We start from the raw sequence: 21,129 nt of genomic DNA on the forward strand, positions 1-21,129 counted from the left end.
TTGTTAAAGAGCTTCACTTGTTGAGCGTTCCTTTTAAGTAAGGAGCCTCTCGAAGTGGACGGCCATTCTAGCGTTTTAATTCTCAGTGTCAAACACTTTTTGAAAATTAATTTTTTGTCGCTTTCCGTCTGACTGATTGTTGCTGAAGCCTTGTGGCGTCTGCCGTCTCAGTGGTGTCGCATTATAGGGAACCCACTCAGCTTAGCAACTACTTTTTCATAAAAAATGAATAAATAGGGGTTAACTGCCTAATAGTTCACCTAAACAGAAAAAAGAGAACATTTCTGCTCTCTTTTCGCTCAAAATCCAAAAGAATTCTTAGATAAATGCGTAAGCATCTGCGTACATATGGTCACGCTTTGCTTCTTTATTCTGAGTAAACATGTCTCTTGCAGCGCCTGCCATTTCGAAACGACCCGCAATGTAGATATCGAAATCAGCTAATGATTCGAAACTTTGCGTGATTGCTTCTAATACATTACCCGTTTGACCGTTCCAAACTTCAGGTGCTTCTTCTACTACTGGTACAAAATGCACATTGCTGTGTTTTGCTGCAATGTCGACAAGCTCTTCTTTCGCATACAGCTGACACTCATCTTTTGCACCCCAGTATAGATGAATCTCTTTTTTACTGTTCTGCGCGATGCAGTGATCGAGAATAGAGCGCACGTAGCTAAAGCCAGTACCACCAGCAATTAGTAACAGAGGACGATCGCTTTCTTCTTTAACCCACGCATCACCGTGCGGAGCATCAATAGCTATATCGCCATCTTCAGCTTGCGCTTTCTTCATTGCCTCAACGACTTCTGAAGCGTAAGCATTGTGCTCAGCTGCACCAATGTGTAACTCAAGCTCGCCTTCATGGCGACAAGGGCTGCTTGCAATCGAAAATGGACGCTTATCTTTCTCGCCCATTTCAACCATCAGATATTGGCCCGCTTTAAAAGCGACCGGTGTTTCTGGGTGAAGCAGGATTTGGTAAGTATTACAAGCCAAAGGCTCGATAGACTTCACTTTACATTTAATAGTCATGTTCTTCCTCTTACTAACCCTTAATCGGCAAAGGTTAGAACTAAATTACTTTCTGCAAATGCTTGGCAAGCAAAAATCCAGCCTTGTTGCTGCTCTTTCTCTGTGAGCATGGGTTCAAGATGGTAACTCACTTGCCCTTCTAATTTTCTGCACATACACATCGCGCATGCGCCGACTTGGCAACGGTTTGGGAAATAGATATCGCTGTTGAGCGCAGCATCCAAGACCGTTTGCCCTTTTTCTACGGTAAAACTGATGTTTTCTGGGTATAAGACTACTTGGTAGCTCATGAAATTCCTAGCTGTTCCCAGATGCTATCAATCTTTTTAACGACATCAGGATCTTTTGTGATTGGAACACCCCACTCACGCAGGCATTCGCCTTCCCACTTATTGGTCGCATCTAGACCCATTTTTGAGTGTCCTGTTTCATTCTGTAGGAACAACGTATCTCTAGCCGGATCCATTCTTGTGGTCACCGCCCAAATAATGTCATTCCAATCACTCACGTTGACATCGCCATCACACACGATAACAAACTTGTTCTCATCAAATTGAGACCAAACCGCTTCCATGATTTTCTTACCATTACCGGCAGCTTGCTTATCAATAGACACCACAACCATGCTGGCATTGTCGTTTTGCAGGTGAATATCAATAATTTCAGGTTGAGTCTTGGTTAACTCAGCTAAGCTGCCCTCTATATGTTCACTATTTACAGGTGCTGATTCGATATCTGGCGATAGTGCTAACTCGGCATCCCACTTCTTAGTGATGTCTAAGCCCATCTTAGAGCCTAACCCAACCACAGGTGATGCAAAATCCAATGAATCGATTGGCGTGTGCTCTATCATCAAGCTATCGCGTGACGGATCCATATGTTCACACATAGCAGCGGTCACTTGAGACCAGTCTCGTGCATTCACATCTTCATCGCACACCAATACAAACTTGGTGTACATGAATTGGCGTAAGAAAGACCATACCCCCATCATCACTCGCTTAGCGTGACCTGGGTATTGCTTCTTCATGGTTACTACTGCCATTCGGTATGAACAACCTTCAGGCGGTAGATAGAAATCTTCAATCTCTGGGAACTGCTTTTGAAGAATAGGAACAAACACTTCATTTAACGCAACACCCAATACCGCAGGCTCATCAGGTGGACGGCCAGTATAGGTGCTGTGATAGATAGGGTTTTCGCGCATGGTTACATGAGTAACAGTGAACACATGGTGCTTTTCTTTCTCGTTGTAGTAACCAGTATGATCTCCGTAAGGCCCTTCGTCCGCGAACTCATTCGGGTCGATGTAACCTTCCATCACGATTTCCGCACTTGCAGGAACGTCTAAATCATTGCTGATTGATTTAACAACCTCAGTTTTACTACCACGTAGTAAACCTGCAAATGCGTATTCCGATAAAGTATCCGGCACTGGCGTAACCGCACCAAGAATGGTGGCTGGATCTGCTCCAAACGCTACAGAGACTGGGAATGGTTTGCCTGGGTTAGTTTCCATCCAATCACGCAGATCAAGCGCTCCACCACGGTGGGCTAACCAACGCATAATGACTTTATTCTTGCCGATTTTTTGCTGGCGATAGATGCCTAAGTTTTGGCGTTTCTTATTAGGACCGCGAGTAACCGTTAATCCCCATGTTAGCAATGGCGCGACATCGTCGGCCCAACAGCTCATCACGGGGATTTTATCTAGGTCGACGTCATCACCCTGCCATATCACTTGTTGGCATGCCGCTTTACGAAGACGTTTAGCTGGCATATTTAAGACCTGCTTAAACACCGGCAGTTTATCAAGAGCATCTTTAAAGCCTTTTGGTGGCTCAGGTTCCTTTAGGTAAGCTAACAACTTACCCACTTCACGCAGTTCTTTCACTTCCTGACGACCCATACCAATAGCCACACGATTAGGTGTACCAAATAGATTGGTTAAAACAGGCATGTCATAGCCTATTGGATTTTCAAATAAAAGAGCCGGGCCACCAGCACGTAGAGTACGGTCGCTAATCTCGGTCATTTCATAGTCTGGATCGACTGGGTGAGAAATGCGTTTCAACTGACCAATACTTTCAAGATGGTCGATAAAATCACGTAAATCTTTAAAACTCATAGGACTTCTACATGCTGATTATTCTGCGCTCAGTATATCAAAAAGGGTGACGCTGAGATCCCCCTTTTTAGTGTGGTTATTGAGAGACAAAATCCACTTTACGGTAATGCTTGCTCGATCAAAGAGCTCTTCACCTGAGGGTTATCATTTACAAGATCTTGCAACCATCGCGTATGACCTTGTTTGGCTAATTCACGGGCGACTAATGGCGCTTCATCGGCAATCGCCATCCTAGAGACAAGAAACTCCTTCACCTCTTCTGATAGCGGGTTAACCTTGGTAAGCAAAGTAATCGCTTCATCTTTCAAACGAGGGTTCTTAGTCGCAGCCATTACTTGTTCAAGTGCGAACGCTTGTTTGGTTTCAGCAAGGCGGACTAGCTCAGCTTGGCTATGATAATCGGCCTTCATTCGCCATAGAATCTTGTAGACCTCTGGGTCTTCGCTCACTTGCGCTAATCGAACCACCACCTCAGTAGAAGGTAGCCAGCTAACAATCGAGGAGGCCGTGAGTTGCTTAGTCAGATAATCAACCGCTTCAGGAGACAAACTGTCTAGCTCTCTGATTAACAATGCTTCTCGTGTTTGAACTTGATGCTCAGATCCAGATAACCACTCTTTTAGGTCGAGTTCTTGTTTCTCTGCATCTAACACAAACACCAGCGTCTTCTGGTCTTGGCGCCACTGTTTGATGAGCCGGTTGGCAATCGAAGGGTAATTAAAGGCAGGTACCGTAAACTCATAACCATCTCCACGCTCTAAAACTTGGTAAGTTGGCGTGATAGCGAGTTGCTGCTCAATGAAGATAGACATCTTGGGGGTGAGGACAATTTTTTGCTGTTCGAGCTTCTTCAAGAGTTGGTAACGAGCCACTTCTTGTTGGGGAAATGTCAGACGCTCAAGCGCGAAGCGCAGCGAATTAACTTCGTCACGTACGACAAATTCGAGTAATTCAGCAGTTTTCAGTTTTACTTGATCATTCTCAAGCCAAGACTCTACTGTAATTGGAGACATCTCGGTGGCATAGCTCATACCGACCGGGGAAAGTAACAGTGAAGTAGACAGGAGTAATGATGACAACAGTCCATGTTGCATTTTAACTTCCTTTTAACACTTTTGCTCATTCTGCAAGCTGTCGCTATAAAATGCAAATAAAAAGCGCCACCCGAAGGCAGCGCTTTTTAATAACTATCAGCTAATCAAGACTACTGACGACGCATTGCGTCAAAGAACTCATCGTTCGTTTTAGTCATTGCTAACTTATCGATAAGGAATTCCATTGCATCAGTTTCGCCCATAGGGTGAACAATCTTACGCAGGATCCACATCTTCTGTAGTTCATCGCTCTTAGTAAGAAGCTCTTCACGACGAGTACCAGAGCGGTTGAAATCAATCGCTGGGAATACGCGCTTTTCAGCAATCTTACGGTTAAGGTGCAGTTCCATGTTACCTGTACCTTTGAATTCTTCGTAGATTACTTCATCCATCTTAGAACCAGTATCAACCAGTGCTGTTGCGATGATAGTTAAGCTACCGCCTTCTTCTACGTTACGTGCCGCACCGAAGAAACGCTTTGGACGATGTAGAGCATTCGCATCAACACCACCAGTAAGAACTTTACCTGATGAAGGAATAACAGTGTTGTAAGCACGAGCTAGACGAGTAATTGAGTCCAGTAGGATAACCACATCTTTCTTGTGTTCAACAAGACGCTTCGCCTTCTCGATTACCATCTCTGCAACTTGCACGTGGCGAGATGCTGGCTCATCGAAAGTCGATGCGATTACTTCGCCTTTAACTAGGCGCTGCATTTCTGTTACTTCTTCTGGACGCTCATCGATAAGTAGAACCATTAGTTCACACTCAGGATGGTTGCGTGCAATGCTTTGTGCAATATTTTGCAGAAGCATTGTTTTACCTGCTTTAGGCGGAGCAACAATCAGACCACGCTGGCCTTTACCTATAGGTGAAGCAAGGTCAAGAATTCGAGCTGTGATATCTTCAGTCGCACCATTACCCGCTTCCATCACCATACGTTCGTTGGCGTGAAGAGGAGTCAGGTTTTCAAAAAGGATTTTGTTACGAGCGTTGTCTGGCTTGTCGTAGTTAACCGTGTTTACTTTAAGCAGTGCAAAGTAACGTTCGCCATCTTTAGGTGGACGGATTTTACCGCCAATCGAGTCACCGGTGCGAAGGTTAAAACGACGAATCTGGCTTGGTGATACGTAAATATCATCTGGCCCAGCAAGGTACGAACTGTCGCCGCTACGCAGGAAACCAAAACCGTCTTGAAGAATTTCTAGAACACCATCACCAAAGATGTCTTCACCACTTTTTGCATGCGCTTTAAGGATGGAGAAGATAATGTCTTGTTTTCTTAGGCGAGCTTGATTTTCAAGACCTAGGCTTTCGCTAAGTTTAACAAGTTCAGACACAGGTCTGTTCTTCAGTTCAGTAAGATTCATAGTGGTGGAAGTTTGTTTAGTCAAAATAGGATCTGTTTTCTTAAGTTAAGAAGGAGTTGGTCACAGGATCGACCAAGAAGAGAAATTCGTTCAATTAACGTGCGATAAATTAGCACTAAAACTAAGACTAGTCCATAGCTTAGAAAAAACAAAACCGCGCATTTGTTAACTGCGCGGTTTCTTTTCAAAGGCTCACCTAATTAAAGGTTAGCGTCTAGGAACTCTTTAAGTTGAGTTTTAGACAATGCACCAACTTTAGTTGCTGCTACGCCGCCATCTTTGAAAAGAAGCAGCGTTGGAATGCCACGAATACCAAATTTTGGTGGAGTTCCAGCATTTTGGTCGATATTTAATTTACCGATTGTGAGCTTGCCTTCGTACTCGTTTGCGATTTCATCAAGAATCGGCGCAATCATTTTACATGGACCACACCATTCTGCCCAAAAATCAACAAGAACAGGGCCTGCAGCATTGATTACATCGTTATCAAAACCGTCATCAGTTAGCTGCAAAATCTTATCACTCATCTTCCACTCCAATGTATTTTTTAGAACTGGTTGGATGATAACCAGTAAATAGATGCCCTATTGGAATGTATTTACTTTCGTATTGCAAGCTTAAGCTGATATTCTATAGCAATGAAAAAGACGCATATCACAGAGCAAAAGTTCGCCGACTTGGATTTACTTCCTCAAGTCATTGAAGGATTGGAGAAAAAAGGGTTCGATTATTGTACCCCTATCCAAGCCTTGGCGCTCCCGGTACTGCTCACCGGCCAAGACATTGCAGGCCAGGCCCAAACGGGTACTGGTAAAACGCTTGCGTTTCTAACTGCTACTTTTAACCACCTGCTAAAAACACCTGAGCATGAAGGGCGTAAGCCTAACCAGCCACGTGCAATTATTATGGCACCAACGCGTGAACTCGCGATTCAGATCTACAACGATGCTGACTCTCTGGTTGAAAGCACGGGTATCAAAGCAGCACTCGCTTACGGTGGCGAAAGCTACGACAAGCAGCTAGGTAAAATCGAAGAAGGCGCAGATATCTTAATTGGTACTACTGGCCGTATCATCGATTTCTACAAGCAAAAGGTATTTAACCTTAACCACATTCAAGCTGTTGTGCTTGATGAAGCCGATCGTATGTTTGATCTGGGCTTTATTAAAGACATTCGCTTCTTGTTCCGCCGTATGCCTGAGCCAAAAGATCGCCTGAACATGCTGTTCTCTGCGACGCTGTCTTACCGCGTACAAGAGCTAGCGTTCGAGCACATGCACAACCCAGAGCACGTGGTTGTTGAGCCTGAGCGTAAAACAGGTCACCGCATTCAAGAAGAGCTGTTCTACCCTTCTAACGAACATAAGATGGCTCTTCTACAAACGTTAATCGAAGAAGAATGGCCAGATCGCGCAATCATCTTCGCTAACACGAAGCACAAATGTGAATCAGTTTGGGGCCACTTGGCTGCCGATGGTCACCGTGTAGGCCTGCTAACTGGCGATGTTCCTCAGAAGAAACGTGAAAAAATTCTTGAGCAGTTCACCAAAGGTGATGTTGACCTTCTTGTCGCAACTGATGTTGCAGCTCGTGGCCTACACATTCCTCAAGTAACACACGTATTCAACTTCGACCTACCTGATGATTGTGAAGATTACGTTCACCGTATCGGCCGTACAGGTCGTGCTGGTGAAAGCGGTCACTCGATCAGCTTTGCTTGTGAAGATTACGCAATCAACTTGCCACCAATCGAAGAATACATTGAGCATGCTATCCCAATGTCTGACTACGATGCTTCTGCACTACTAGAAGATCTGCCAGCACCAATGCGCTTACGTACACGTAACCCGCAACAACGCCGCTCAAACAACAATGGCCCACGCAACGGTAACCGTAAACCAAACCAGAACCGTCGCCCACGCCAACCGCGTCATAACAAGGAAGCTTAGTCGCTTATGAGTCAAACAGTGTCACCCCCGCTTTATGCTGCAATCGACCTCGGGTCGAACAGTTTTCATATGCTCGTTGTGCGTCACATCGATGGCAGCGTACAAACCATGGCTAAGATTAAGCGTAAAGTACGTTTAGCAGCAGGCTTAAATGAAAATAATGCGCTTAGTACAGAAGCTATGCAGCGCGGTTGGGACTGTTTGAGTCTCTTTGCAGAGCGACTGCAAGATATTCCGAAAGAAAATATCCGCATTGTGGGTACAGCGACCCTACGTACCGCTATCAATGTGGATATATTTCTAGAGAAAGCGAACCAGATCCTTGGTTACGACATCAATGTTATCTCTGGTGAAGAAGAAGCTGCGACTATCTATAAAGGCGTAGCACACACTTCTGGTGGCAGCGGCCGCCGACTGGTCGTTGATATTGGTGGCGCAAGCACCGAAATGATCATAGGTGAAGGCTTCTCAGCGAAAGCTCTAACTAGCCTGAAGATGGGCTGTGTTACCTGGCTTGAGCGTCACTTTAAAGATCGCCAATTAACCGCAACCAACTTTAACAATGCCATTGAAGCGGCTAAGTCTACGTTGGCTCCTATCCTAGATAGCTACACTGATATCGGATGGGATGTGTGTGTTGGTGCCAGTGGTACCGTTCAAGCACTGCAAGAAATCATGTTGGCGCAAGGCATGGATGAAGTCATTACTCATGCCAAGCTTAAGCGTTTACAGAAACAAGCCATGATTACCGAGCGCTTGGAAGAGCTAGAAATAGAAGGATTGACCCTAGAGCGTGCATTAGTGTTCCCAAGTGGCCTTTCTATTCTTATCGCTATTTTTGAGCTACTTGAAATAGATTCAATGACACTCGCAGGCGGCGCACTCCGTGAAGGCCTAGCCTACGAGATGGTGGATGAACTTCGCCAAGAAGATATTCGTGCACGTACCATCAAGAGCGTGCAATCACGTTACCAAATGGACGTAAGCTACGGTGAACAAGTTGCTGTCGTCGCACAAACTCTGTTAGAGCAAGCGGGCGCCGAAGAGTGGGTTTCAGAACCTCAAGCTGGCGTGCTATTGCAAACCGCAGCTAAGCTTCATGAGATTGGTTTAACCATCGATTTCAAAAAAGGCGGCGAGCACAGCGCTTACCTGCTGCAGAACTTAGACCTACCTGGCTTTACTCGAGCGCAAAAGCACTACTTGGGTGAGTTAACTCGTCGCTACCGTGAACAGTTAACCTCATTACCAGAGCAACACGCTATCTCAGGCACCAGTAGCAAGCGTATTTTACGAATTCTGCGTTTAGCTATTTTGCTGACCCACCGTCGCAATCCAGCGCTAGAGCCTGAGTTTAAGCTTGCAACCGATGGTAACAACCTGACCTTAACGCTTTCTAAGCAATGGCTAGCAGACAACCCGCTGACCGCTGCTGAGCTAGAGATCGAGTCGAATAGACAAACCGATATTGGCTGGCCATTGAATATTGAATGCCTCTGATATTAGTATCTGACGCTAGAAATTAAAAAAGCCCAAGTTAGTAGACTAACTTGGGCTTTTTCTTATCGCTGCATTAATGCTTTGTGTTACAAATCTCAAACTTAAGCGTTAACACCTGTCGCTTTAAAATCAGGGTTCACTGCGGTTAACTTCTTAACCACGTAATTAAGAAGCACACCGTACATAGGCACGAACAAACCTAAGCTAATGATGAGTTTGAATCCGTAATCAACCAACGCAATTTCAGTCCAGTGCTCAGCCATGAATGGATCTGGGCTTTGGTAGAAGGCAATCGCAAAGAACGCGATGGTATCAATGGCATTACCAAAAAGTGTCGAACACGTTGGCGCAACCCACCATTGCTTCATTTGGCGTAAGCGGTTGAACACATGCACATCCAAGATCTGACCGAGCAAATAAGCCATGAAGCTTGCCGCTGCGATGCGTGCAACAAACAGGTTGAACTCGCCTAGTTGGCTAAAGCCTTGGAATGAACCTTCAAAGAACACCACAGACAATAAATAAGAAACGGCCAGTGCAGGCAACATCACTAAGAAAATGATTTTACGAGCAAGCTGCGCGCCAAAAATGCGTACTGTGAGATCGGTCGCTAGGAAGATAAACGGGAAAGTGAAAGCACCCCAAGTGGTGTGCATACCGAAGACGGTAAAAGGTAGCTGAACCAAATAGTTGCTTGACGCAATAATCACCAAATGGAACAAAACTAATAGTGCTAGGGCTTTGCGCTGTTGCGCAGGGGTAAAGTTACTCATGCTGTACCTTTTTAGTTTGGTTTGGGGGTGAGGGAACCCAAATCGAGTCATTTCTTCGAATAATCCAAGAAAGCTCTTACCAATAATGTGAATTAAAAATGTTTCTATAATTTGCTCTATTGAGCGGCGGGCGATTATACATTAATCAATATTGGCTGCAATGGTGAGAACAAACGCAAACGTTTATCCTCACTTTTATTGATGAATGACGTTAGAAGCTCTGTTTTTTAAAGCGATGTTTTTAGAAGCTATGCTAAACGTTAGAAACCATGCTTGAAGTTAGAAGCCGTGCTAAAAGTTAGAAGCCGCGCTAAAAGTTAGAAGCCGCGCTTGAAAAGCGTCGCGAGATAATCGAACTCTTCTCGGCTTTCTTCAGCGTTTAACGACTCAAACCAAATTGATTCGCTGTAATGCTCAGACTTTAAAAACATTCGACAATCTTCAAAATCAATCAACCAAGAGTGCATATCGGCGTCCCATTGTTTTTCAACAACAGACGCTGACAGTAACGCCACCAGCTTTTCACCTAACACTTCGTAAGAATCAAAATCAAAACTTGGAGACGTAATCAATAAACGTCCTTCCTCAGCCAAATACTCTCTTAAGCCAAATTCTGTTGGTGTTGTCATGTCCCTATCAACCTTATTCTTTTTCTATGAGCTAATCGTTTTTATAAGCTAAACACTTCTGAAAACTAGCAATTAGCCGTGTGTAGTGATGTGTTCTTGAATCAAATCTAAGAATGGATCAGCGTACTTATCGAGTTTGCGTTGACCGACACCATTCACTGCCAGCATCTCGCCATAAGATGTGGGTAGGATTTCAGCCATATCAATCAGCGTCGCGTCACTGAATACCACATAAGGTGGTAAGCCATCTTCATCTGCAATCGACTTACGCAGCTTTCGCAGTTTCGCAAACAGCTTCTTATCGTAGTTCTTACTGCTCAGTTTATCGGACTTCGCATTACGCACCGCGGTATCTAAACGAGGTACAGCCAACTCCAAAGACATCTCACCACGCAGTAACGGACGTGCTTCTTCGGTTAACTGTAACGTCGAGTTACGAGTGATGTTCTGGAACAACAAGCCCTTGTGAATCAGCTGACGGAAGATACTGATCCAGTAATCGTGGCTATGGTCACGGCCAATACCGTAGGTAGACAGTTTATCGTGGCCATTATCACGGACACGAATATTCTGCATACCACGCATCACTTCGACCACGTAGCCCATACCAAACGACTGATTGACACGGTACACACAAGACAATGCCTTCTGCGCTTCTTTAGTCGCATCAAAATGCTTAGGTGGATCGAGGCAGATATCGCAGTTGCCACATTGCTTCTCGCGATATTCGCCAAAATAGTTCAATAGAACCTGACGACGACAGGTTTGCGCTTCGGCAAAGGCACTCATCGCGTTCAGCTTGTGCATCTCAACTTGTTTCTGTGGGCCTTCTTCTTTCTCATCCAGCATGCGACGCAGCCAACCCATATCAGCCGGGTCAAACAGCATCATCGCTTCAGCAGGTAAGCCATCACGACCCGCACGGCCAGTCTCTTGATAGTAAGATTCGATATTGCGTGGAATATCAAAGTGCACCACAAAGCGCACGTTGGGTTTATTGATGCCCATACCAAACGCCACAGTCGCTACCACGATCTGAATATCATCACGCTGGAAAGCTTCTTGAACGTAAGCACGTTCGTCGGTATCCATGCCAGCATGGTAACCCGCAGCGCGAATACCGTTATTGCACAGCTTCTCGGTCACCATCTCCACTTTCTTGCGGCTACCACAGTAGATGATGCCGCAATTGCCTTTCTGTGTTTCTAGGTAGCGAACCACCTGTGACACGGGCTTATGCTTCTCAACCAAGTTGTAACGAATATTAGGGCGATCGAAGCTACCTAAATGCGTATGCGGATCCACCAACTGCAAACGAGAGATAATATCTTTGCGCGTCGCATCATCAGCGGTTGCCGTTAGCGCCATATAAGGCACATGCGGAAAATACTGTTTAAGCTGGCCTAGCGAAGCATATTCAGGTCGGAAATCGTGTCCCCACTGAGAGATACAGTGCGCTTCATCGACCGCAATCATCGAAAGCGGTAAGCCTTGTAGACGCTCGATAAAGTCACGCATCAACACACGCTCTGGCGAGACATACACCATTTTCAACTGACCTGAATTCATACGATTAAAGACCGAGATCAGATTCTCACGCGGCATTGACGAGTTAATGCACTCTGCCGCGACGCCGTTAGCTTTCAGCTGATCAACCTGGTCTTTCATCAACGAAATCAGCGGTGAGATAACCAGAGTCAGCCCTTCACGAACTAAAGCCGGGATTTGGTAACACAGAGATTTACCGCCACCGGTTGGCATAATCACCAAGCTGTCTTTGCCCTCAACGGCCAAATCAATGACCTCTTGCTGACCATCGCGAAAGCTTTGATAGCCGAACACATCTTGCAAGATGGTTTGCGCATCATTCGCGGGAGTTGGTATTTGCTCAGCAATCAGAGTGGCGGTCATTATGGTTCCTAATCGAGGTATGAAATCAGCAAGCATCTTCGGCAAGCAAGTCGCACATTGTAGAGGGGAACGCTGGCGAATTAAACCGCAAATTGTTAGGTGAAAAGGGTTATCGCTCCTATACTGACCAACTCTCTTATAAATCTTATTAATAAGCACTCAGTGCTAGAGAAAGATGCATGACACAGGAAGAACAACAACGTACGCGCCAGGGAGTTTTGCTTGCCGTCGGCGCCTACACCATGTGGGGGATCGCCCCTATATATTTCAAATCTTTAAGTGACGTTTCCCCGTTAGAGATCCTTAGCCACCGTGTAGTATGGTCCTTTTTCCTACTCGCTTTCTTACTGCACATTGGCCGCAGCTGGCGTAAAGTCCGCGACACCCTGACCTCGAAACCAAAAATGCTCTATTTGGTGGCGACGTCTATTTTGGTGGGCGCTAACTGGCTTATTTTTATTTGGGCGGTGAATTCCAATCACATGCTTGATGCCAGCTTGGGGTATTACATCAACCCACTGATTAACGTGTTGCTCGGGATGCTCTTCCTCGGCGAACGCTTACGTAAGCTGCAATGGTTTGCAGTGGCTCTTGCTGCGATTGGCGTATTAATCCAATTAATTGCCTTCGGTTCAGTGCCGATCGTCGCCATTGCCCTAGCCTTTAGCTTCGGTTTTTATGGCTTACTGCGTAAAAAGGTGAGCTTAGAAGCGCAAACCGGTTTGTTCATTGAGACTCTGGTTATGTTGCCTCTCGCAGCAACCTACCTACTGTTTATTGCTGATAGCCCAACCTCGGACTTCTCAATGAACCCGATGCAACTCAATCTATTATTGGTTGCGGCTGGTGTTATTACCACCATTCCACTGCTGTGCTTTACTGGCGCTGCAACACGCTTGAAGCTATCGACCCTCGGCTTCTTCCAGTACATTGGACCAAGCTTAATGTTCTTGTTAGCGGTGCTGATTTATGGCGAAGCGTTTACCAGTGACAAAGCGATTACCTTCGCCTTTATTTGGGGAGCGTTGGTGATATTCAGCTTTGACGGTCTGCGTAACAACAGAAAGAACAAACGCGCTAAGCAGTAACACTGATCGTTTTTTACAAGACAATCCCTTAATACGAAGATAAGCTTGGTTGAATTGATGACTATTTGACCAAGCTTTTTTGTACCATGGATAAAGTCCACTATTACTCTACCCCAACAGAAGATATCAGCCTGATCCAAGCTCAATACCAAGAGTTTGCTTTCCAGCGCCACTATCATTTGGACTTTCACATTGGTTTAATTACCCAAGGACAACAGAAATTCGTCTATAAAGGGACGAGCCATAATGTTGGTGCTGGCCAAGTTGTTATCATGCCACCCGATGAGCTGCATGATGGGCACTCCAAACTCGATTCGGGTTATCAAGTCAGTGTGTTTGCAGTTTCTCCCCAATGGTTTCAAGATCTTGCCGATCCCAAGCAAAATGGTCACACATTAGGCTTTTCTGAGTTGATCCTCTCCGATCAAGCTGCATTTTCACAATTGCGCAACTTACACGGCCTATTAATCCATCAAAACATCAGCCAGCTCGCTCAAGATTGCTTACCTTTCGAAGGGTTCTCGACGATTGTCGATCGTTATGCGAAATTTGGATCGAAGAGTGACATCAAACTGGGTAATCAATCGATTGATACGCTAAAAGACTACTTGATGGCGAACTTGGATCAACCAGTGCGATTAGAACAATTGTCTGAGTTGTGTGGTCTAACCACGACTCAATTCCAACGCCATTTTAAAAACAGAATGGGCATTACGCCTTATGCATGGCTGAGCCGTTTACGTATGGAACAGAGCATGCGTCTGATTAAGTCTGGGATATGTGGTACCAAGGTCGCGCATCAAGTAGGCTTCTATGATCAAGCACACTTCTCTAAGGCTTTCAAAACCACGTTCGGCGTACCACCCTCACAAATCAACTAAGTGTTGATAATTTACAATTGCTCGATTTCAAATCACGGTAAGCTACGCTCAATACGATTACTTATTTAAAAATAGCGGCAACGTTATTGAGAACTGACGATGAACGAAGTCACCATACTGATCACCCTAGCCTCTATCCACTTCATCGCTTTGATGAGCCCCGGCCCTGATTTTGCGTTAGTCGTGCAAAATGCGACGCGTCACGGACGCCAGACAGGCTTGTACATTGCGCTTGGTTTATCTTGCGGGATCTTGCTGCACTCATTGCTGAGCCTGACGGGAATCAGTTACCTAGTCCACCAACAACCCACATTATTTGCCATTATCCAACTAGCCGGCGGTAGCTACTTGCTGTACTTAGGCTACGGTGCACTTAAAGCAACCTGGCAAATCATTCAGAACCACGATGATGATGCCGATATCGTCAATTCCAACGATCTGATTCTGACCAATAAACGTCAGGCATTTTCGAAAGGGTTTGCGACCAATATTCTCAACCCAAAGGCTTTGGTGTTCTTTATCAGCTTGATGTCGAGCCTAGTGCCTGCCGACATGTCTCTGTCAGGTAAAGGCTTTGCGCTTATCATCCTATTTGGTCTGTCTCTGTTTTGGTTCTCACTACTGGCGTGGATGCTTTCGACTAAGGCATTGCAAAAGAAACTCAGCGAAGCAACGGTATACATCGATGGCTTATGTGGCGTGGTATTCAGCCTTATTGGCGTGAGTATTCTTTGGCAGTCGCTGTCCGGTTTAATCGCTTAAATTCGAATCAAGATTACAATTCGTTAACAACACTCTGGCTATCTCATCTTTCCACTGCCAATCTAGCTCTACATATTAAAAGGAGAAGATCATGCAGTGGAAAACAAAACTAACAACCCTCGCCACTTCTACCCTACTTTTTGCCTCTCACGTCAGTTGGGCAAATCAAGCTGCCGATTCCGTCGCACCCGAACAAAGTAGTGGTTTAGAAACCAAACAGCTCATTAAAGCCAACGATTGGATGGTCACCGCGGCCAACCCTCTTGCCACACAAGCCGGTGCTGATGTACTTGCTCGTGGTGGTAACGCGATAGACGCCATGGTTGCTGTGCAGCTTATGCTTGGCTTAGTGGAACCTCAGTCTTCAGGTATTGGTGGCGGCGCGTTCCTTGTTTATTTTGATGGCAAGGACAAGCAACTCAAAACCTACGATGGCCGTGAAACTGCACCACTTGATGCCACACCACGTCTATTCCAAGACGAAAACGGCCAACCGCTTAAATTCTATGATGCCGTTGTTGGCGGTCGCTCCGTTGCGACACCAGGTACGGTGCAATTGCTGTGGGACACTCACCAGAAATACGGCAAATTAGAGTGGGCATCACTGATTAAGCCTATTGCTCAACTGGCTGAAGAAGGTTTCACTATCAGCCCACGTTTAGCTACCTTGATTGAGAATGACCAAGAGCGACTAAGCCGCTTTGCCACTACCAAAGCCTACTTCTTCAATGCCGATGGCAGCCCGAAAACAGCTGGCACGCAACTTAAGAACCCAGAGTACGCGGCAACGTTAAACGCTATTTCTAAGAACGGTGCTAAGGCCTTTTACCAAGGTGCGATCTCTGCCGACATCATTAACACAGTACAAGCAGCGAAAGGTAACCCGGGCGTATTAGCACAGAAAGACTTCGACGCTTATTCTATTAAGCAGCGCGAGCCGGTTTGTTCTGCTTATGAAAGCTACCAAGTGTGCGGAATGGGTCCACCAAGTTCAGGTGCATTAACGGTTGGGCAGATCTTAGCGATGACCGAGCAGTTTGATCTTAAATCATGGGGACCAAACGACGCGAAATCTTGGCAAGTGTTAGCAGATGCTTCTCGCCTAGCCTTTGCAGACCGTGGTATGTACATGGCGGATCAAGATTATGTGCCAATGCCTACCCAAGGGTTAGTGAATACTGACTATTTGCAGGAACGCGCTCAGTTAATTACCGCAGGTAAGGCATTGGAAAGCGCATCTTCAGGCACACCGCCGTGGGATCACGCGATGCAGAGAAGCCAAGATGTTTCTATTGAATTACCGTCCACCAGCCACTTCAATATTGTCGATAGCGATGGCAATGTCGTGTCGATGACCACCACCATTGAGAATGCCTTTGGCTCACGCTTGATGGTAAGAGGCTTCCTACTCAACAACGAACTGACGGATTTCTCATTCAAGACCCATAACGATGGTAAGCCTATCGCCAACCGACTTGAACCGGGTAAGCGTCCGCGCTCTTCAATGGCACCGACCATCATCATGCAAGACGATAAACCTTACATGGCAATTGGCTCTCCGGGAGGCAGCCGTATCATAGGTTATGTGGCACAAGCGATCATTGCTCATACCCAATGGGACATGGATATTCAGCAAGCCATCAATCAACCACACTTCCTAAACCGCTTCGGTACCTTAGATTTGGAAAAAGGAACATCAGCGGAAAACTTCAAACCTGAGCTAGAAAAGATGGGATTTGAGGTCAACGTTCGCGATCTTAACTCTGGTTTACACGCGATTCGCATCACAAAAGATGGTTTAGAAGGCGCTGCAGACCCTCGTCGTGAAGGTGCAGCCATTGGTCAGTAGGGAATAATCCTCCCTTTTTACTCGCTGCCTTGTGCGAGATCTCTCACAAGGCAGTGAGTAAATATCGATATTTGATGACGAAATTAGTCACCTAGATATCGTAACCAATTGAAATAAAACGATACGTACATTTATCATTCAAATAATTATATAGAAATTCGCTTATGCACCATTGCTGATAAATAAGGAATCGGTAATATGAATGGTGTCGGAAGGATGCTGACACGGAACAGGAAACGCCAAGGACTTGGTTATCTTCAGGATGAAGATTCGATTACTCAGGATGAATAATCGGCATGGATAGCGAAATGGACATTGAATGGACGCAATAGTAACTAGGATGGTTGCTACTAAGGAAAGACAATGGACACCTCTGGACGAGGAAAGGACTGAACATCAGGATGATGTAAAGGACACCGCTCAAGGAACAAGTGACGCGCGCTAACGAGGATTGTTGGCAGATCAGGATAAGATCAAGGACACCGCTAGGAAGGTGACGAAAGGAATACGCTGAAGGATAACAGCACACTATCATGGATTTGATGCATGGAGCACACTTAGTAGCCGGATTGCTGCGAGTAAGACTATAGACCCCGATGAGCGCAAGCTCTCGGGGTTTTTCTTTATCTGTCGTTTCACTTATTCTTCTCTCAAACAAATAAATCAAAGACCTTTAATTACAATTCTGACATTTAAAGCATTCACTTCTTAACCACTTCCGAGTAACGTAAGTCTTACTAGGCTCAACTAGTTTCATAACCATAATTAAACTAAGGACAAATTCATGTCACACGTTACCTTCAAAGGCGCTGCTGTACCACTAACAGGCACATTCCCACAAACTGGCGAACAAGCACCAAGCTTTGCACTGACTGCAGGCGACCTTTCTGAACTGACTCTTGCTTCTCTTGAAGGCAAGAAAGTGGTTCTAAACATCTTCCCAAGCATCGACACAGCAACTTGTGCAACGAGCGTACGTACGTTCAACGCAAAAGCAGCAGAACTTGAAAACACGGTTGTTGTTTGTATTTCTGCTGACCTTCCATTTGCTGCGGGTCGCTTCTGCGAACTTGAAGGTATTGAAGGCGTTCAACACGCTTCAACTTTCCGTTCTCCTGCGTTTGCATCAGATTACGGCGTAGCGATCGCTGAAGGCCCACTATCAGGCCTAACAACACGTGCGGTTGTCGTTGTTGATGAAAAAGGTGTGGTAACACACAGCGAGTTGGTTGCTGAGATCACTGAAGAACCAAACTACGAAGCGGCACTTGCAGCACTGTAAGTATCCTTTCTAGGCAGGAATGCCTTAAGCTCGTTCAGCCTATTTAGACTGGTTCCGAGCAATAAAAAGAGCAGCCATTGGCTGCTCTTTCTGTTTTTATACGGATTACTTTTCAATGCTGAAGTAGCAGATTACAACTGTTCTAAACGAGCATAAGCCGTTACTAACCACTTGATGCCTTCACCGTTAAACGCGACTTGAACTCGGCTCTGCGGGCCACTTCCCTCGAAGTTGATGATGGTGCCTTCACCAAACTTAGGGTGCTTAACGCGAGAACCCAAACTAAATCCTGTTTCGTTAAAGTTCTCTTTCACGGCGGTTTGGCTAAAGCGGCCACTGCTAGCAGGACGGCTCACTTGCGCTTTCATACGAACCTCATCCAGACAGGTTTCTGGTAGTTCACGAATAAAGCGTGACGGTTTGTGGTACTTGTCTTGCCCGTACAAGCGACGCATCTCTGCGTAAGTGATGTAAAGCTTCTCCATCGCACGCGTCATGCCTACGTAACACAGGCGACGCTCTTCTTCTAAGCGCCCTGCTTCTTCTGCTGACATCTGGCTTGGGAACATACCTTCTTCCACGCCCACCATGAATACCATTGGGAACTCTAGGCCTTTGGCACTGTGCAGGGTCATGAGCTGAACCGCATCGTCAAACTCATCAGCCTGACCTTCACCCGCTTCCAAAGCCGCATGAGTCAAGAATGCCGTTAGCATGCTCATTTCATCGGCTTCTTCTGGTTTTTCAAACTGACGCGTTGCCGTTACCAATTCTTCCAAGTTCTCAATTCGAGCCTTCGATTTCTCGCCTTTCTCTTGCTCGTACATCGCAAACAAGCCCGACGATTTGATCACGTGGTCGGTTTGCTCATGAAGCCTCAGTTCTATCGTGTCATCTTCAAGCGCATTGATAAGCTCGATAAAGCGGCTCAATGCACCCGCAGCACGGCCTGGAAGCACTTGCTCTTCTATCAGAGCAATACTGGCTTGCCACATGGTTGCACCACGGTCACGCGCCGCAAGACGAATCGTTTCTAACGTTTTATCGCCCAAGCCACGCGTTGGCGTATTGACGACACGTTCGAACGCCGCGTCATTGCTGCGATTGCTCATGAGGCGCAGGTAGCTCAAGGCATCTCTGATTTCCTGACGCTCGAAGAATCGCATGCCGCCATAGATTCGGTAAGGCAGACCACCTTGAATCAAAGCTTCTTCAAGCACACGAGATTGGGCGTTATTACGATACAGCATCGCGGTATCTTCTAGCGCACCGCCTTTCTCTTGCCACTCTTTGATTTTGCTAACAGTGAAACGCGCTTCATCTAACTCGTTATAAGCTGAGTAAACTGAGATTGGCTCGCCATCGTTGCCATCAGTCCACAGCTCTTTACCCATACGCTCAGTGTTGTTCGAGATAAGCTCATTCGACGCCTGAAGAATGGTTTTGGTTGAACGATAGTTTTGTTCGAGTCGAACCGTTGAAGCACCTGGGAATTCATCCAAGAACTTCTGAATATTTTCAATTTTAGCACCACGCCAACCATAAATAGATTGGTCATCATCGCCTACGATCATCACGCGACAATCCGGGCCAGCCATCATGCGCAGCCAAGCGTACTGGATGTTGTTGGTATCTTGAAATTCGTCGACAAGAATGTGCTTGAAGCGAGCTTGGTAGTGCTCTCGGATGTGCTTCTTATCGCGTAATAGTTCATGCGATCTCAACAAGATTTCCGCAAAGTCGACCAAGCCAGCACGATCACATGCTTCTTGGTAAGCAGAGTAAATTTTTAACCACGTTTGAGTTATTGGATCATGGTAGGCGTCGATGTGATTTGGGCGTAATCCCTCGTCTTTCTTGCCATTGATCCACCAAGAAGCTTGCTTAGCAGGCCACTGCTTTTCATCAAGGTTTTGCGCCTTGATTAAACGACGTAGCAAACGAATCTGATCATCTGAATCAATGATCTGGAAATCTTCTGGCAGTTTTGCATCGAGGTAGTGAGCACGAAGGATGCGGTGACAAATACCGTGGAAGGTACCGTTCCACATACCCGACGAGCTACCCATCATCAACTCTTCAATACGACCACGCATCTCTGCTGCCGCTTTGTTGGTGAAGGTAACCGACATGATAGAGAACGGCGATGCTTGCTCTACGCTTTGCAGCCAAGCGATGCGATGCACCAACACTCGCGTTTTACCACTGCCAGCACCTGCCAGAATAAGTAGGTTTTCTAAAGGTGCTGCGACCGCCTCACGTTGTTTATCGTTTAGGCCATCGAGTAAAAGCGAAGGATCTATCATTGGATATGCTCACTACTGGGTATTTATACATAAAAGCTGATTATAACCTAAACACTAGGCTGCGTTTAGGATAATAAGAAGAAAAAATAATCAAAAAATAACATCATATAATCAGCAACTTAATAGCTAACACATCATTAATATTGATATTTTTTATAATGCAGTGAAATTATTTCCGAGTTCTTCCTATCCTTTTTAGTAAGCAAGTTAACAACTTATTAACCTGCGATATAAAAATACTATTAAGTCCTAGAGGGAATGACTATGAAAAATTCTAATCTTGCTGTTACAGCTGCAATCACAAGTGTACTAGCGTTCGGCGGTGCAGTTCTTACATCAGCACCTGCGGAAGCAGCAGCAAAAGAGAAATGCTACGGCGTTGCAAAAGCTGGCCAAAATGATTGTGCAACCAAAACAAGTTCATGTGCGGGTACAGCCAAAGAAGACAACCAATCCGATGCATTCGTAGTCGTACCTAAAGGGCTGTGTGGCAAATTATCAGGTGGTGACACTCAATCATCATAATTGAGCTGCTAAGTATGGTGAGCTGAAATTCGGCTCACCTCCACTTCCAA

At 45.7% G+C, this 21,129-nt stretch carries 18 protein-coding genes; 8 read left to right on the forward strand and 10 right to left on the reverse strand.

The genetic code is table 11. The annotated features are described in order from the left end of the window. Positions 1-318 precede the first annotated feature (318 nt). The 6 genes from fre to trxA form a co-directional block, all read right to left on the reverse strand. Complete coding sequence (gene fre, locus AACR09_RS21720) at positions 319-1,032, reverse strand: NAD(P)H-flavin reductase (RefSeq protein WP_004736628.1); 714 nt, start codon at positions 1,030-1,032, stop codon at positions 319-321. 20 nt (positions 1,033-1,052) lie between these two features. Next, positions 1,053-1,322, reverse strand: a complete 270-nt coding sequence (locus tag AACR09_RS21725; protein ID WP_017081534.1) for a 2Fe-2S iron-sulfur cluster-binding protein — start codon at positions 1,320-1,322, stop codon at positions 1,053-1,055. Further along, positions 1,319-3,160, reverse strand: a complete 1,842-nt coding sequence (gene ubiD / locus AACR09_RS21730) for a 4-hydroxy-3-polyprenylbenzoate decarboxylase (RefSeq protein ID WP_065606628.1) — start codon at positions 3,158-3,160, stop codon at positions 1,319-1,321. The genes AACR09_RS21725 and ubiD overlap by 4 nt, the downstream gene beginning before the upstream one ends. A 98-nt stretch (positions 3,161-3,258) precedes the next feature. Next, the gene (locus tag AACR09_RS21735; RefSeq protein WP_004736631.1) at positions 3,259-4,254 is read right to left on the reverse strand and encodes a hypothetical protein; all 996 of its coding nucleotides are present in this window, start codon (positions 4,252-4,254) and stop codon (positions 3,259-3,261) included. A 110-nt stretch (positions 4,255-4,364) separates the two neighbouring features. Further along, a complete protein-coding gene (rho, locus tag AACR09_RS21740) occupies positions 4,365-5,624 on the reverse strand; it encodes a transcription termination factor Rho (protein WP_029222011.1) in 1,260 nt (419 codons plus the stop codon). 200 nt (positions 5,625-5,824) lie between these two features. Next, complete coding sequence (gene trxA, locus AACR09_RS21745) at positions 5,825-6,151, reverse strand: thioredoxin TrxA (RefSeq protein ID WP_004736635.1); 327 nt, start codon at positions 6,149-6,151, stop codon at positions 5,825-5,827. A 111-nt stretch (positions 6,152-6,262) separates the two neighbouring features. Here trxA and rhlB point away from each other — a divergent pair, with 111 nt between their 5' ends. Together rhlB and gppA are read left to right on the forward strand one after the other, a co-directional pair. After that, positions 6,263-7,573 (forward strand): ATP-dependent RNA helicase RhlB, encoded by a 1,311-nt coding sequence (rhlB, locus tag AACR09_RS21750; protein ID WP_004736636.1) that lies wholly within the window; start codon positions 6,263-6,265, stop codon positions 7,571-7,573. A 6-nt stretch (positions 7,574-7,579) separates the two neighbouring features. After that, entirely contained in the window at positions 7,580-9,073 is a 1,494-nt protein-coding gene (gppA, locus tag AACR09_RS21755) for a guanosine-5'-triphosphate,3'-diphosphate diphosphatase (protein ID WP_017081537.1), read from the forward strand. A 101-nt stretch (positions 9,074-9,174) separates the two neighbouring features. On the opposite strand, the gene AACR09_RS21760 is transcribed toward gppA, so the two are convergent. The 3 genes from AACR09_RS21760 to recQ form a co-directional block, all read right to left on the reverse strand. Further along, a complete protein-coding gene (locus AACR09_RS21760; RefSeq protein ID WP_004736638.1) occupies positions 9,175-9,846 on the reverse strand; it encodes a 7-cyano-7-deazaguanine/7-aminomethyl-7-deazaguanine transporter in 672 nt (223 codons plus the stop codon). 317 nt (positions 9,847-10,163) lie between these two features. After that, positions 10,164-10,475 (reverse strand): DUF3630 family protein, encoded by a 312-nt coding sequence (locus AACR09_RS21765; protein ID WP_009848192.1) that lies wholly within the window; start codon positions 10,473-10,475, stop codon positions 10,164-10,166. 72 nt (positions 10,476-10,547) lie between these two features. After that, a complete protein-coding gene (recQ, locus tag AACR09_RS21770) occupies positions 10,548-12,386 on the reverse strand; it encodes an ATP-dependent DNA helicase RecQ (protein ID WP_004736641.1) in 1,839 nt (612 codons plus the stop codon). 179 nt (positions 12,387-12,565) lie between these two features. Here recQ and rarD point away from each other — a divergent pair, with 179 nt between their 5' ends. From rarD to tpx, 5 genes are all read left to right on the forward strand, one after another. After that, positions 12,566-13,474, forward strand: coding sequence for an EamA family transporter RarD (gene rarD / locus AACR09_RS21775; RefSeq protein WP_009848190.1), 909 nt, complete (start codon positions 12,566-12,568; stop codon positions 13,472-13,474). Between the two features lie 86 nt (positions 13,475-13,560). Then, positions 13,561-14,355 carry a helix-turn-helix transcriptional regulator gene (locus AACR09_RS21780; RefSeq protein WP_017081539.1) on the forward strand — a complete coding sequence of 265 codons (795 nt, stop codon included), beginning with the start codon at positions 13,561-13,563 and terminating at the stop codon, positions 14,353-14,355. A 99-nt stretch (positions 14,356-14,454) separates the two neighbouring features. Further along, the gene (locus AACR09_RS21785) at positions 14,455-15,117 is read left to right on the forward strand and encodes a LysE family translocator (RefSeq protein ID WP_054548411.1); all 663 of its coding nucleotides are present in this window, start codon (positions 14,455-14,457) and stop codon (positions 15,115-15,117) included. A 91-nt stretch (positions 15,118-15,208) separates the two neighbouring features. Then, positions 15,209-16,966 (forward strand): gamma-glutamyltransferase, encoded by a 1,758-nt coding sequence (gene ggt / locus AACR09_RS21790; RefSeq protein WP_017093287.1) that lies wholly within the window; start codon positions 15,209-15,211, stop codon positions 16,964-16,966. Positions 16,967-17,750: 784 nt separating this feature from the next. Then, on the forward strand, positions 17,751-18,248 hold the full coding sequence (gene tpx, locus AACR09_RS21795) for a thiol peroxidase (protein WP_050635162.1): 498 nt from the start codon (positions 17,751-17,753) through the stop codon (positions 18,246-18,248). A 131-nt stretch (positions 18,249-18,379) separates the two neighbouring features. On the opposite strand, the gene uvrD is transcribed toward tpx, so the two are convergent. Continuing rightward, positions 18,380-20,554, reverse strand: a complete 2,175-nt coding sequence (gene uvrD, locus AACR09_RS21800; RefSeq protein ID WP_017077758.1) for a DNA helicase II — start codon at positions 20,552-20,554, stop codon at positions 18,380-18,382. 264 nt (positions 20,555-20,818) lie between these two features. Here uvrD and AACR09_RS21805 point away from each other — a divergent pair, with 264 nt between their 5' ends. Next, on the forward strand, positions 20,819-21,079 hold the full coding sequence (locus tag AACR09_RS21805; RefSeq protein ID WP_016783738.1) for a BufA1 family periplasmic bufferin-type metallophore: 261 nt from the start codon (positions 20,819-20,821) through the stop codon (positions 21,077-21,079). The last annotated feature ends 50 nt before the right edge of the window (positions 21,080-21,129 follow it).

This window comes from Vibrio sp. OPT20 (assembly GCF_963889365.1).
GTDB lineage: Bacteria > Pseudomonadota > Gammaproteobacteria > Enterobacterales > Vibrionaceae > Vibrio > Vibrio splendidus.